Source organism: Leptotrichia sp. (assembly GCF_057270615.1).
Genome location: NZ_DBHIXN010000011.1, coordinates 38,598 through 52,191, shown reverse-complemented (window position 1 = coordinate 52,191; position 13,594 = coordinate 38,598). Strand labels below are relative to the sequence as shown.

At 27.4% G+C, this 13,594-nt stretch carries 15 protein-coding genes; 6 read left to right on the top strand and 9 right to left on the bottom strand.

What is annotated here, in order from left to right; translation table 11 throughout:
- The 3 genes from ACO409_RS03735 to ACO409_RS03725 all read right to left on the bottom strand — a co-directional run.
- Positions 1-243: PTS transporter subunit EIIB (locus tag ACO409_RS03735; protein ID WP_485554954.1), on the bottom strand; the 243-nt coding region annotated here is incomplete at its 3' end.
- 110 nt (positions 244-353) lie between these two features.
- The gene (locus ACO409_RS03730) at positions 354-1,409 is read right to left on the bottom strand and encodes an SIMPL domain-containing protein (protein WP_485554952.1); all 1,056 of its coding nucleotides are present in this window, start codon (positions 1,407-1,409) and stop codon (positions 354-356) included.
- Positions 1,410-1,517: 108 nt separating this feature from the next.
- Positions 1,518-2,639, bottom strand: a complete 1,122-nt coding sequence (locus ACO409_RS03725) for an SIMPL domain-containing protein (RefSeq protein ID WP_485554950.1) — start codon at positions 2,637-2,639, stop codon at positions 1,518-1,520.
- A 319-nt stretch (positions 2,640-2,958) separates the two neighbouring features.
- On the opposite strand from ACO409_RS03725, the gene ACO409_RS03720 reads away from it, so the two are divergent.
- The 6 genes from ACO409_RS03720 to ACO409_RS03695 all read left to right on the top strand — a co-directional run bounded on the left by ACO409_RS03720 (position 2,959) and on the right by ACO409_RS03695 (position 8,525).
- Complete coding sequence (locus ACO409_RS03720) at positions 2,959-3,948, top strand: PASTA domain-containing protein (RefSeq protein ID WP_485554948.1); 990 nt, start codon at positions 2,959-2,961, stop codon at positions 3,946-3,948.
- Positions 3,949-4,113: 165 nt separating this feature from the next.
- Entirely contained in the window at positions 4,114-5,070 is a 957-nt protein-coding gene (gene rsgA / locus ACO409_RS03715; RefSeq protein ID WP_485554958.1) for a ribosome small subunit-dependent GTPase A, read from the top strand.
- Between the two features lie 50 nt (positions 5,071-5,120).
- Positions 5,121-5,753 (top strand): ribulose-phosphate 3-epimerase, encoded by a 633-nt coding sequence (gene rpe / locus ACO409_RS03710; protein ID WP_485554946.1) that lies wholly within the window; start codon positions 5,121-5,123, stop codon positions 5,751-5,753.
- Between the two features lie 37 nt (positions 5,754-5,790).
- Positions 5,791-6,453, top strand: a complete 663-nt coding sequence (locus ACO409_RS03705; protein WP_485554944.1) for a MarR family transcriptional regulator — start codon at positions 5,791-5,793, stop codon at positions 6,451-6,453.
- A 32-nt stretch (positions 6,454-6,485) separates the two neighbouring features.
- Entirely contained in the window at positions 6,486-8,138 is a 1,653-nt protein-coding gene (locus ACO409_RS03700) for an Rqc2 family fibronectin-binding protein (protein WP_485554942.1), read from the top strand.
- 126 nt (positions 8,139-8,264) lie between these two features.
- Positions 8,265-8,525, top strand: a complete 261-nt coding sequence (locus tag ACO409_RS03695) for an HPr family phosphocarrier protein (protein WP_485554940.1) — start codon at positions 8,265-8,267, stop codon at positions 8,523-8,525.
- A gap of 212 nt (positions 8,526-8,737) precedes the next feature.
- Here ACO409_RS03695 and ACO409_RS03690 read toward each other — a convergent pair whose 3' ends face one another.
- The 6 genes from ACO409_RS03690 to ACO409_RS03665 form a co-directional block, all read right to left on the bottom strand.
- Entirely contained in the window at positions 8,738-9,163 is a 426-nt protein-coding gene (locus ACO409_RS03690; protein WP_485554938.1) for a lysozyme inhibitor LprI family protein, read from the bottom strand.
- A 69-nt stretch (positions 9,164-9,232) separates the two neighbouring features.
- Positions 9,233-9,580 (bottom strand): hypothetical protein, encoded by a 348-nt coding sequence (locus ACO409_RS03685; protein WP_485554936.1) that lies wholly within the window; start codon positions 9,578-9,580, stop codon positions 9,233-9,235.
- A 403-nt stretch (positions 9,581-9,983) separates the two neighbouring features.
- A complete protein-coding gene (locus ACO409_RS03680) occupies positions 9,984-10,328 on the bottom strand; it encodes an MliC family protein (RefSeq protein WP_485554934.1) in 345 nt (114 codons plus the stop codon).
- Positions 10,329-10,467: 139 nt separating this feature from the next.
- Positions 10,468-11,112, bottom strand: coding sequence for a C40 family peptidase (locus ACO409_RS03675; protein ID WP_485554932.1), 645 nt, complete (start codon positions 11,110-11,112; stop codon positions 10,468-10,470).
- Positions 11,113-11,522: 410 nt separating this feature from the next.
- Positions 11,523-12,308, bottom strand: a complete 786-nt coding sequence (locus tag ACO409_RS03670) for an META domain-containing protein (protein ID WP_485554930.1) — start codon at positions 12,306-12,308, stop codon at positions 11,523-11,525.
- A 168-nt stretch (positions 12,309-12,476) separates the two neighbouring features.
- Positions 12,477-13,574: an RNA-guided endonuclease TnpB family protein gene (locus ACO409_RS03665; protein WP_485554928.1), complete on the bottom strand. Its 1,098-nt coding sequence runs from the start codon at positions 13,572-13,574 to the stop codon at positions 12,477-12,479.
- Between the last annotated feature and the right edge of the window lie 20 nt (positions 13,575-13,594).

Below are 13,594 nucleotides of genomic sequence, written 5' to 3'. Positions count from 1 at the left end.
CCCTTGAACTGCCTCATAAACTTTATTTACAGTTCCTGTTCCAAAGATAATTTGAAACTGTCCTGAATTAAACATTGTTCCTTTTACTTTTTCAATGTTGTCGACTTTATCTTTGTCAATTTTATCCTTGTCAACAACCATAATTCTAAGTCTTGTTGCACAGTGAGCAAATGAACTTATGTTTTCTTTTCCTCCAATAGCTTCTACTACTTCTCTAGCTATTTCCTCATAACTTTTCGCCATATACATCTCCTTTACTATAATTTTTTAATAGTAAAATTATACCTTGCTTTTTAACAAAGTCAATACTACTTTATAGTAAAAAGATGAGAAAACAAAAAATTTTTTAACTTCTAGTTCATTTCAAATTCAATATAAACAGTTTTTGAAATATTTAGTTTTTTTGGAGAAATTACAATGTTTCTTCTTGATGACTCATCTAAAAGTTCTTTGTCTGACTTTTTTAAATCTTCTTCATCATAATCGGCACTCATATTATAACTATAGTTATAATCCCTGTAAGGATGAATTACTCCATTTGATTTATCAGTTATTGTAACTGGGTTTTTTAAGTTTAAGTCTGTTTTTCCCAAAATAATTTGTGCTTTCTTCAAGGCTTCCTTGTAGGCATTTTCATAAAGTTCATTTTCCAATTGCTGTTTATTGTCAATATCATATTCAATGCTTCCGTTTGTTCCAATACCAAGAGCATTTGCCACACTTATTATATTCCCAAGGTTTTTCAGATCTCTTGTTTCAACTTCAATGTCGTGTGAAACTACTTGAATATCTTTTCTCTTATCTGTCCGTTTTTCAAGGCTGATTTCCTTGTTGTCATAACCTGAGATTTTTACTGTATTTGCAGGAATTCCAGCTTTTCCTAATTTTTGCTGAATATCGTTAAATTTTGCCATTGCATTTTGATATGCCTGCTTATTTGTTGCATTTTGTGATTCAATGGTAAAAATGTATGTACCGTTTTTGCTTCTATTTAGAGAATAAATTTTTTCATTTGCAAGTACATTCATAAAGTTTTTCAATGTATCAAGCGAGATTCTATCAACTTCTACGGAAAGTTTAGTCTGATATTCTTTTTTCCCCTTATTTTCAATTACAGTATCCCAATTATAAGATTCATAAGTGGAATATCCTGTTGAATTAATCTTGCTGTACTTTGTCCCAGTCTGAGCAAGCAATCTTTTGTATCTTTCCAAAATTTGCGAATTTTCAGCACTCGCCTTATCCAAACTTTCATTTTCTGTCCGAATCGTAAGAACAATTTTTGCTGAATTTGGTGCAATTTCTTTTTTTGAAACACCTCTAACCTGTATTCTTTTTCCAGTAATTTCACTATCTGAAAATGATAATACTGAAAAAACTATCATAAGTAATGCTATTATTCTTTTCATTTTAAAATTCCTTTCTCAATTTCAATTTTTACAAAAATTAAAATATTATATTTACTGGCTTTATAATTATTCACATATAAAACTGTACATTTTTATTTTTACTTTAAATTATTTCATCTCATACATAACCGATATATTCTGCGTCAATTTTAACGGTTTTGGAGTATAATCAACCCTAGATTTACCAGCTCTCATTGCCATAGGTGCAGGCATTGCCACTTCCTTAGCCTCAAGTCTATCAAGTCCTAGTGTTGGTCCATCATAAGCCACACTCCAGTCCTGATCAATCCTGTCAATCATCTTTTGCTGAAATTCCACATCTTCACTCACAATAATAGGTTCTCCCAGTTTCATCTTGCTCGAACGTAAGATGCTTTCTGCTTTCTGTTTTGTCTGATTATAAGCATCTTTATACATTTCTGACTCAATTCTGTCTTTATCTGACAAGTCAAAATTAATTGAGCCGTTTATGTTTATTCCGTTGTCATCAGCAATTGAAATTATTGTATTAAGTTCCTTTATATTTTTTGTTGTAAGCACAAATTCATCCGTAACATAGTAAACATCTTTTTTTGTGCCTTTATTTTCTGTATAATTTTCCTTTATTTCATAATCACTCAAAATAATATCACTTTCAGGGATCCCGGCTGAAACTAGCTTTCTTCTAGAAGTATTAAGTTTGTTAAACACTTTATTTAAAGCCTGGTCAACTGTTGTTCCATTTTCATTTATATTAAATGCAAACGTATTTTCATCAAAATTTTTCTGAATACTTTGTAAATTATCTCCATCTTCCAAGTCAATTAATGCTGAAATCTTGTTAAAATCTGTATTTTTCACAAGCATCTCCATTTTCACATCATAAGAAGTTAGCCTTTTATCAGTCTTTTTGACAGTTTTTTTGGGAACAGTTTTCACATCCAGAATATCTTCATCATCTTGATATTCGCTTCCTTTTCTATTATAAAACGCTTTTGTCTCCAAATTCTCAAGCGATATTTTTTTTGCTCTCAATTCACTTTTAAATTTTTCTATCTTATTATTAACCTCATTTGTTGCCTGATTCAGATTATTCCCTTTTACCTCAACTTTAAAATTAATTTTCGCCAAATCTGGCATAACTTCTCTTTCCGCATTCCCTGTAACACTAATTTTTCTCACAATATTCTCATTAGCTCCAAATGAAAATACACTTATAAAAGAAAATAGTGCAATCGCTAATTTTTTCATTTTTCCTCCATAAATCTATTTATTATCTAAATTAAGTATATCATAAATACTTTAAAAGTAAATGAGAAATTCTGTTTTTATTTCAAAATCTTTTTCTTTCCTTAATCAAGAATATCATTTCCATACATCTGTACTTTAGCTTATTTGCGACATTTTTATGTATTAGCAAAAAAGCACTTATGTTCACTTTTATAAAAATCTATATAAAAAAATATACATTAAAATTTTTATTCTATCTTATAAAAAATAATATATATCATTTTTTTAATATTTATGGTATTATATAAAATAAAGAATTATAAAAATAACGAGGTGAAAAATGTCCAAAAAATATAAATTTAGTTATATCAAATTTTTTAAAACAGTTATTGTTGCGATTTGTCTAGTTACGTTACTAATATTTGGAAAAGAAGTTTTTGAACGTCATTTCTTTAACACTAGACTTACTGTTATTCCTGATGTTACAGGACTTGATAAGAAGGATGCAATAAAATATTTGAAAGAAGCGGGATTGAAGGTCAAAGTTATCAATTCCAAAACAGAAAAAGTTCCGCTAGATACTGTTCATAACCAGGATCCACGTCCTGGAAAAGAAGTAAAAGTAAACAGAGTCGTAAGAATCTGGGTAAATAATGGAGAAGATGTAAAAGTACCTAATATTATTGGTTTGGAACTGCTTGAGGCAAGATCTCGGCTGAAAGGATTAAACATTCAAATTGAAACAATTGATTATTATCCATCTAACCAAAAATATAACACTATTTTGGGGGTTTATCCAAAACCAGGTACAAAACTTGAAATTAACCAAAAAATTTCAATACTTGTTTCTTCACAGCAAATGATAGATCCATCCGTTATGCCAAATATAACAGGGCTTGATTTAAATGATGCAAAAGAAATGTTAAAGCAAATTGGAATTGAAATTGGTTCTGTATCCCAAACAAATGATCCAACATTGCCAATAAATACAATTATCTCTACAAACCCTGTAGCTGGAACAAAAATACAGCGTGGACAAAAAATATCTGTTGTAATAAACAATGGAGCAAGCATAAAAAAACGAGCAAGATCAAATGAAGAAATCATCAATCGTTCCCAACAAAACATAAATCAAAAAGAAATCGAAAAAACTATTGATGATACAATAAATCAAATAGATAATAATAATAATAATAATAATGCTCAAAAAAATTCTCAGCAAGATAATAAACAGCAAAATAGCAATCCATCTACTCCTCCATCTAATAATTCAAATAATAATGGAAATTCTAATGGATCAAATGGCGGTGGCGAAGACGATGAAAACTAAAAATATAAAAATTAGATTCATTATTCAACTATAAAAACAAAAAAACAGAAAGGAGATGGGAGTTGTTTTAAATTTTTATTAAACTTGCTTGATAGATATAGAACTTCAAGTGTTATTTAGCAAGGGGTCTTACGCCCCTTGTTACTATATAATTATTCTTTATAAATTATAAATTTTAGACTATTAAGCAGATTTATTTTAAAATTTCTCCCAAATATTTTTATAAAAGGAAAAGTTATCAGAAAAATAAAGGGATTTTATTATGTTTTAGATGAAAATTCCAAAAATTTAAATGAAGAAAATATTTATGAATGTAAGCTACGTGGAACATTAAAAGTGAAAAATAGCAAAATGAACTGTATTATTGGTGACTGTGTAGAATTTGACAAAAACGAAAAAGTTATTGAAAAAATTGATAAAAGAAAAAACTTTTTATATCGTCCACTTATTGCAAACATTGATTTTATTGGTATTTTATTTGCAATAAAAAGTCCAGACTTTGATTTTACAAATTTTCAGAAAATGCTTTTAAATGCAAATTCTCAAAATATTCCGGTTATACTAATCTTATCTAAAATTGACTTAATTTTACAAGAAGAACTGGAAAAATTTTTAAATAATTTTAAAAAAGTCTTTAAAAATACAATTTCTATTTTTCCAATTTCTACCAAAACAAATACTGGACTTTCAGAATTAAAGCAATATATAAATGAAAAATCTGTTGTAATTTCAGGACCATCTGGATCTGGAAAATCAACACTTATTAACACTTTAGTTGGAAAAGAAATATTAACTACAAATGATGTCAGCAAGAAAACTAGAAAAGGACGGCATACAACAATAGAAAGCCGATTTTTTATGCCATCTCCTCATTCTTATATAATAGACACACCTGGATTTTCAACGTTAGATTTTCCGAAACTTGAAAATGAAAAGGAACTGGAAAAATTATTTCCAGAATTTCTGCAATTTATCCCAAACTGTAAATTTCGTAACTGCATTCATGTAAACGAACCAAATTGTGCAATAAAAGAAAATGTAAAAAATGAAAATATTTCAAAGGAACGGTACGATTTTTACTTATATTCGCTAGAAAATATAAAATTTTTAAAATATAATTAAATAATTTTTATTTAAACAAAATATTACTAAAAGAAAAGAGTTGATTTTTTATGAATAAAAAAATTATAATATCACCCTCTCTACTTGCTGCAGATTTTAGCAAATTAAAAGAAGAAATCGAAGAAGTAGAGAAATTTGGAGCAGAATATTTGCATTTGGATGTTATGGATGGAAATTTTGTACCAAATATTAGCTATGGAGCTCCTGTTATTTCATCTTTAAGAAAACATAGCAACCTTGTATTTGATGTTCATTTAATGGTAACTGAACCTGACTACTTAATAAAGGACTTTGCACAGTTTTCAGATATTATAACGGTTCATGCAGAAGCTGTAAAACACTTAAACAGAACAATCCAGTTAATAAAATCTTTTGGAAAAAAAGTAGGAGTTGCACTAAACCCTTCAACTTCACTAGATACTATAAAATATGATTTAAAAAATATTGACATGGTTCTAATTATGACTGTAAATCCTGGTTTCGGCGGACAAAAATTTATTCCAGAAATGATTCAGAAAATAAAGGACTTGAGAGAAATTGACAAAAATATTGATATTGAAGTTGACGGGGGAATAAATAACGAAACTGCAAAACTTGCAAAAGAAGCTGGAGCAAATATTTTAGTTGCAGGTTCGTATATTTTCAGCGGAAATTATAAAGAAAAAATTGAATCTTTAAAATAAAAAATAAACAAAAAAATTAAGAAAGGGGAAAATCAAAATGTATGAGAAAATTGAAGCTCTATTAGACAATTTTTATAAAACATATTATAAAATTGAAGAAATCAACTTAAATCAAGTTATTAAATGCTTGACAACATCAGAACTGCACATTATTGAAGCAATCGGAGGAGATGAAATCACAATGAATGAACTTTCTGATAAATTAGGCATCACAATGGGAACAGCTTCTGTTGCAGTAAACAAACTAACTGAAAAACAATTTTTAGAACGTTCCCGGTCGAAAACCGATAGACGTAAAGTTTTTGTAAAATTAACTCAAAAAGGTGAAGTTGCTTTAAATTATCACGGTAATTTTCATTCAACTATTTTAGAAAAAATAACAGATGATATTCCTAAAGATAAACTAGATACATTTATTAAAGTTTTTGAATCAATTATGAAAAATCTTGATAAAGTAAAAAAAGATATTCAACCTGAGTCAATATTAAATTTTGAAAAGGGTGACCTAGTTCAAGTATCATCAATCAAAGGAAGTACAGCTATCAGAAAATACCTAAATGAAAAAGGTGTCGTAATAAAATCTTTAATAAAAATATTAAATATTGACAAATATTTAATAACTATGATTGTTGATGGCGATGAAAAAATACTAAATATTGAAGATGCTGAAAATATCATGGTTAGAAAAAATGCCCTTTAAAAAACTATAAAAATAAAAAGGAGGAAGAAAATATGCTCTATTTAGACGGAATTGGAATTTCATTTCTTGTAAAAGAAATAAAGGAAAAGATATTACGATACAAATTGACAAAGATTTTTCAATATGACAGAGTGTCATTTTCACTCTTTTTTGGAAAAAATAACCTGCTTTTTCAAGTGAAGGATAATTCAACGATTTTTTATTTAAAAGATGAAAAAGATCCAAATACTGATTTTCAGTCAAAATTTTTGCTTTCATTAAAAAAACATTTGCAAAATTCGATTTTAATTAACATTCGGCAAGAAGGTTTTGACAGAATTGTATATTTTGACTTTGAAAAATTAAATCAATTTGGAGATGTTGAAAAATATACACTTATTATTGAAATCATGGGAAAAGCAAGCAATATTTTCTTAACTAGCAAAGATAAGATTTTGTCTGCACTTTATTTTACTTCGATTGATGTTGGAAATCGTATTATTATGACTGGGGCAAAGTATACGCTTCCTTTTGAGGAAAAAAAGATTTCACCAATTTATTTGGAAGAAGAAAATTTTCCATTTGAAACAGAGATTTTTTTGGAAAAAATTGAAGGTGTAGGGCGTGCTTTTGCACTACAATGTTCACAAAATTATGATATTTTCAAAAAATATTTATCTAGTTACATGCCTGTAATGTATGAAATACTAAATCGTGGAAAAATTCAAAAAGTATTAACCTATAATGAATTTTCTGAATTTAGTCAAAAAGAAAATAATAATTCAGAAAATGGCAAAAATAAAAGAAAATATTTTAAAACTTTAAATGAAGCTTTAAATGCTTACTTTAAAACAACAATTACCTCTAATGTTATTAGCGAAAAAAAGAAAAACTTATTAAAATATGTTGATTCTCAAATAAAGAAATTTAAAAAAATATCAAAAAATATAAAAGTTGACTTGAAAAAAAATGAAAATTTTGAAAATTATAAAAATATTGGAGATATTTTAGCTGCAAATATGCACCAAATAAAATATGGAATGAAAAAAATTACAGTTTTTGATTTTTATAATAATCAGGAAATTACAGTAAATCTCAACCCACTTTTGTCTCCAAATGATAATTTAAATTTTTATTATAACAAGTACAACAAAGGAAAACGTACTATTTCAGCCTTAAATCTAAGATTCTGTGATATTCAGAATGAAATAAAATATTTTGAAGAAATAAAAATGTTTATTGAAAAAGAAAATGATTTCATTGGAATTGAAGAAATTGAAAATGAACTGAATTTATCAGATAATGGTAACAAAATAAAAAATAAGATTAAATTGAATAAAACAAAAAAACGTGAATTATTGTCATTTGACTACAAAGGTTTTCAAATCTTTGTTGGAAGAAATAATAAGGAAAATGAGGAAATATCCTTTTCTAAAGGGCAGCCAAATGACATCTGGATGCACGTAAAGGATATTCCTGGAAGCCATGTTCTTATTTTACGAAATAATCAAGAACTTCCTGAAGATGTTCTAATTCATGCTGCAAATCTTGCTTGCGAATACTCTAAAGCAAAAAAAGGTGATAAAGTTACAGTTGATTACTGTGAAAGAAAATTTGTCAAAAAAATAAAAAATAGTAAACCTGGAAATGTGATTTATAACAATTTCCATTCGTTATTAGTTAGTGTTTCAGAAAATTTTTTTTAAAAATGATCTTCAAAATTAGATTATTATGTATCTTTCCTTTAAATCAAAAAAATGTTTTCGCTACTTATTGACAAATGCAAAAAACTGTTGTAAAATTAAAGTAATGATATTTAAGGAGGACTAATAATGGCAAGTAAAACAGTTACTATGACAAATCCTACAGGATTACATACAAGACCAGGTGGAGTATTTGTTGCTAAAGCAAAAGAATTTGAAAGTAAAGTTGAAGTTGAAAATGATGGAAAAAAAGTAAACGGAAAATCTTTATTAAAATTATTATCAATTGGAATTAAAAATGGTTCAGAAGTTACAGTTTACGCTGAAGGACCTGATGCTGATCAAGCAGTTGAAGTATTAGGAGAATTATTAGCAACTATTAGAGATTAGTAAATTTCATTTAAATTACGCCAAGAAATCTATGTTTTTAAAAATTTCTTTTTTTAAACATTTGACGAATGGCGTTTTTTTATTTAGAAAAATAATAAAAAATAAGGAAATAGCTGAAATTTTACACTATTCCCTTTTACAGTAAAACTTATTTAAAACAGAACTCAAAAACTATAATTATTTTATTCAAACCCTAAATTTATTAGGATTTTTTATTTATTTAACTTATCATATCTTTTTGCCAACTGCAATGCTCTATCTTTTGTTATTGATAGTCTTTCACTAGCGGCAAGTTCTCCAGCCATTCTTGGTCCTTCTTCTGCCTTATATTTGTCGTATGCCTTCTGAACTTTAGTTTCTCTATCCTTTTTCCATTTTTGCTGTTCGGCTTTAAATTTTACTTTTTCCTTCACAGGTAACTTTTTCAAAATCAAATTATAAACATTGTTTAATTCCTTGTCCCATTCGCTATCCAAGTCAAGTGATGCATTAACCATTTCTGATCTCACACCTGTGTCCCATCCAGCTTCAGCTTTCTCTTCTGCCACTTTCATTCTTTCTGTCAATTCATTTTCATATTTCCCTGCAAATGTTGGTATTGCAACGAATACCATAATTAAAAATAATATTTTTTTCATTTTCGTTCCCTCTGCTTTTTATTTTTTCTTCTTTGTCTATTTTTTTACTTCTTCTTAAATGCACCAATTTTACCATTCAGGATAAATAACTCTCATATCTTCAGGATCTATAAATACTGCCTTTTTCAATTCCACATCATATCCAACACAGATAGTTTCATCACAAATAGAATTTTTTTTCACTGTTGCTTTTTCAACAGATACTTCACCGTCAAGTTCCTCAGAAGAACGTACGATTTCATACTCCCCATTTCCTGCTTTTCTTATTTCTAACTCTGTATCTTCCGAAACTATACTTCTATTTAGCAGTTTTTCCTCATGTAATTTCCCATCCGTATTAAACTTTAAATCAAGTCCTGCTGCTCCATAACTTATTACTCCTATTAGCAGTATTGCCATTAATAACATTTTTTTCATATAAATCTTCCTCCTTGTTTATTTTAATACTAAATCCTATTTGAATAACGAATATATTATAAATCTTTTTAGTGGATTAAATCTAATATTCACTTTCAAATAATTAAAATAAATATTCGCTTTTTAAATGAGGAATAGTATTATTAATATTATACCTTATAATTTTTTAAAAAAATATAATTATAATAAAGTTATTATTTTTCTAACTATTCTTATTTCATTTGAAATTTCTTCTATTATTTTATCTAATTTTATAGAGCAGTATAAATTGAAATGATTGATTTGTTTTGAATTTTTTTGACAAGGGGAATTATCCCCCCTTGTTAATAATAAAATTAATTTTAAATTTATAAATTTAAACTGCTAAATTGATTTAACGCTATTTTTTGAATAAAAATCTGCGTTACTTAACTAAAAGACAAGAAGTGTTTTTTCCATTTTGTGTAAGTACCATACGATTTCCCTTTATATGAATCTCATTATTTTCATCACTATATCTTTCTCCGCTTGCAGATACAACTCTATCTAATAGCCATTTTTTATATGTCTTCATATCCAAAAGCTGAACCATATTACTTGTAATGTAATTTACTGTATATATTTTTTCATTGCAGTTAAATTTTTTAGAAACAATTTCTCTACGTCTGTCATTTATCACAGGATTTTTTCTTTTAACAGCTGCATTTAAAGTAAATCCTGTTATCAATATCCCAAATAATATTATAATTAATTTTTTTTCTATTTTCATAAAAATTCCTGCTTTCCATCTTTATAGTAAAACTGATTTAAAACTGAACTCAAAAGTTACGACCATCTACTCAAACCCTAAATTTGTATGATTTTTTAATTTTGAATGGGTTCGAGTTTCTAAATAAAGTTCTAAATTATTAAGCATTGTGAACTCTAACTCCATATTTGAAATATTTTCTCCAGTATGGACTCTTTAATGATGACATCACAACTCCTTTTGAAGAAGAAGCATTAATAAATAATGTGTTACCAACATAAACAGCTGTGTGACTTGTTCTGTTTTCTGGCTTGAAATAAACTATATCTCCTGATTGTAAATTTTTAGCCGAAACTCTTCTTCCTTGTTTTATTTGTTGTGTTGAAACTCTTGGAAGTTCCTTATTAAATACTTCACGGTAAACTCTACGTGTCAATGCTGAACAGTCTATACCTCTTCTAGAATCTCCTCCTAATGCATATCTTGTTCCACGCCACTTACTATAAGAAGCTAAAAGCTTTCTTTCTACTGCAGCTCTTTTTCGTTCCTGAGCTGATCCTGAAGCCAATGCTTTTCTATGTCTTTGTCTTAATTCTGCCATTTTTGTTTCAACTAAAGTACTTTTATTATTTGAAGAAACTCTGTAAATACCACTATTATTGCTTTGAGATGTTTTATCACTTACAGGTTTACGAGAAGTTTTTGCCTTGATAGTTTTTTTTCCTTTTGAGGTTTTTGCCTGAAGATTTGCTCCTATAAAAGTTGATAATACACATATTGCAGTCAAAAATTTATTTTTTTTCATATATTTTTTTATTCCTTTCAAAATTAGTTTTTATAATATTTTTATTATGTTGTACTAAACTCTATTTAAAAAATAGAAATTAAATTTTATAAAATTATATCTTTTTTTGATTTTGAATATATTTTTTATTAAGTAAATTATATCATAAAAATTTTATTTTTTCATTATTTTTTGATAAAAAAGGCAATTCATCTAACACCGGTAGAAAGTCTATGACTTTTTGCTATCTTTTGTTAAAAAAAGTATACTAAATAAATTTAATACTAGATATGTTCGATAACCTAAGTTTTTTTATCTATACAAGGGGTCAAGACCCCTTGCTTCAAGATATTTATTTTATTAAATTCTAAGTTTGTATAGTTATCGAACAGGTCTAATAATGAATTATGACCGCTTAACTTTTAAAAGTTTTATTTATTAACTTTTTCAAATGTCAAAGTCTTTCCTTTATCTGTTGTCAAAACTAAAGTCTTTTGATTAGATAGTTTAATCTTTTTAGAATTTCTTAAAAGTTCCAAAAATTCACTTTCAATTTTCATAAGATTTTCAGGTCCTGCCATTCTTGTTGAACCAAGAGAAGCAAATTTAATATCATCATTAGTTATTTCATAATTTCCAAAATAGTCATTTACTCCCGAATTACCATTTATTCTATTTTCATCAAAAGAAAGTGTAATATTATTCTCATTTTTTGAAATCAATTTGCTAATATCTTTTCCATCCATATTCAAAAGTTTCCAGCTTGTATCTTGCAACTGCTTATTCAATGTCAAGACTTTAAAAGTCCAGATTTCCTTTTTATTCTTGCTCAAAGTTAAAGTGCTGGCATTATAGCTGATTTTTGGAGAAGATTGTAAAATATCAAAGAAATTTTGTTCAATGCTCATTAATTCTTCTGGACCTGCCATCAAAGTTGTAGCTACACCAGCTGATAAAGTAGAATTATTTTTTATCATATAATCTCCAGAATAATTATTTATCCCTGAAAATCCATTAATTTTATTTTCTGAAAAATTAATTGTAATCTTAGTCCCCTTAGGAATTATAATATTCTTTCCTTTTCGACTAACTTGTATCAATTCCCATGATGTTCCATTTAAATTATATGCATTTTGCTTTTTTGAATATGCACTTAAAACAAAACAATTTAACAGAAAAACTGTAAAAATCCCAATTAATATAAACATTTTTTTCATTTTAAATACCTCTTTTCTATTTTTTGTCTTTCTTTACTAGATAATATCACATATTTGGTGAACTACTCCCGCTTTTAGAAGCGGGAGCTTCTTGGGAAGTACCTGCTTCTGTTAGCCAAGTATATTTACCAAGCTCTTCGGACAGTCCCTGCCCTGTTTTTTTATTTCCTAATATTTTAACATTTCTTTTCCAATGTTTTTTATATTCAGTGCCGCATTATAATCTCTATCAATCTCAATTCCACAGCACTCACATTTATAACTTCTTTCTGATAATTTCAGTTTCTCTTTAACATTTCCACATTTACTGCAAGTTTTCGATGACGGAAACCATTTATCTATCTTCAAAAATTGTTTCCCTAAAAACATCAACTTATACTCAAGCATCCTCAAAAACATTCCCCATCCATTATCTCCTACACTTTTACCAAAATTTAATGCCTGACTCATCCCTTTCATATTCAAATCCTCGACAATCACAGCATTATATTCTTCAGACAATTTTTTTGATAATTTATGTAGAAAATCTCTTCGACAATTTTTGATATACTCATGTAATTTCGATATTTTCACTTTTTGTTTATACCAATTTTTAGAAAATCTCACTTTTCTTGATAATGATTTCTGCAATTTTTTCAATTCTTCTTCCAACATCCTAAAATATTTTGGATAATCAGCCCTTTGGTTTTCAGAGCTGACAAATAATTCAGACATTGAAAAATCAAGTCCAATTACTTTATCATTACTAGCTACTTTTTGAATTTCTTTTTCAAATTCTGTCAAAACAGAAACATAGTAATTTCCATTACTGTTTGTCAATGTTACCGATTTTATTCTGTAATCCTTCGGTATTTCTCTATGATACTTTAATTTTATTCTTTTCAATTTTGGCAAAACCAAATATTTATTTTCCTCAATTCGTATCGAATTATTCACACAATTTGTCGTATAACTTTTAACACTAGTCTTTTTAGATTTGAACCTTGGAAATTTTGCCCTCTTCTGAAAGAAATTCGTAAACGATCGTTTTACATTCAATTGAGCATTTGAAAGTGCCAAACTGTCTACTTCTTTCAAAAATTGATTTTCACTTTTCAAACTGGCAGGTGTAATTATTTTATTTTTTCCAGTTTCTTCATAAATTTTATTAGCAATATATAAAATCGTATTGTAAACAAAACGAACACATCCAAAAGTCTTATTTATCAATAATTCTTGCTCCTTATTTGGATAAATTCTGTATTTGAATGCTAAATTACATTTCATAAAATTACACCTCCTTTTGA

Coding starts and splice junctions, on each gene's coding strand:
- ACO409_RS03730 (WP_485554952.1), bottom strand. CDS start 1,409: ATGAAAAGAATAATAGCATTACTTATGATAGTTTTTTCAGTATTATCA.
- ACO409_RS03725 (WP_485554950.1), bottom strand. CDS start 2,639: ATGAAAAAATTAGCGATTGCACTATTTTCTTTTATAAGTGTATTTTCA.
- ACO409_RS03720 (WP_485554948.1), top strand. CDS start 2,959: ATGTCCAAAAAATATAAATTTAGTTATATCAAATTTTTTAAAACAGTT.
- rpe (WP_485554946.1), top strand. CDS start 5,121: ATGAATAAAAAAATTATAATATCACCCTCTCTACTTGCTGCAGATTTT.
- ACO409_RS03705 (WP_485554944.1), top strand. CDS start 5,791: ATGTATGAGAAAATTGAAGCTCTATTAGACAATTTTTATAAAACATAT.
- ACO409_RS03700 (WP_485554942.1), top strand. CDS start 6,486: ATGCTCTATTTAGACGGAATTGGAATTTCATTTCTTGTAAAAGAAATA.
- ACO409_RS03695 (WP_485554940.1), top strand. CDS start 8,265: ATGGCAAGTAAAACAGTTACTATGACAAATCCTACAGGATTACATACA.
- ACO409_RS03690 (WP_485554938.1), bottom strand. CDS start 9,163: ATGAAAAAAATATTATTTTTAATTATGGTATTCGTTGCAATACCAACA.
- ACO409_RS03685 (WP_485554936.1), bottom strand. CDS start 9,580: ATGAAAAAAATGTTATTAATGGCAATACTGCTAATAGGAGTAATAAGT.
- ACO409_RS03680 (WP_485554934.1), bottom strand. CDS start 10,328: ATGAAAATAGAAAAAAAATTAATTATAATATTATTTGGGATATTGATA.
- ACO409_RS03675 (WP_485554932.1), bottom strand. CDS start 11,112: ATGAAAAAAAATAAATTTTTGACTGCAATATGTGTATTATCAACTTTT.
- ACO409_RS03670 (WP_485554930.1), bottom strand. CDS start 12,308: ATGAAAAAAATGTTTATATTAATTGGGATTTTTACAGTTTTTCTGTTA.
- ACO409_RS03665 (WP_485554928.1), bottom strand. CDS start 13,574: ATGAAATGTAATTTAGCATTCAAATACAGAATTTATCCAAATAAGGAG.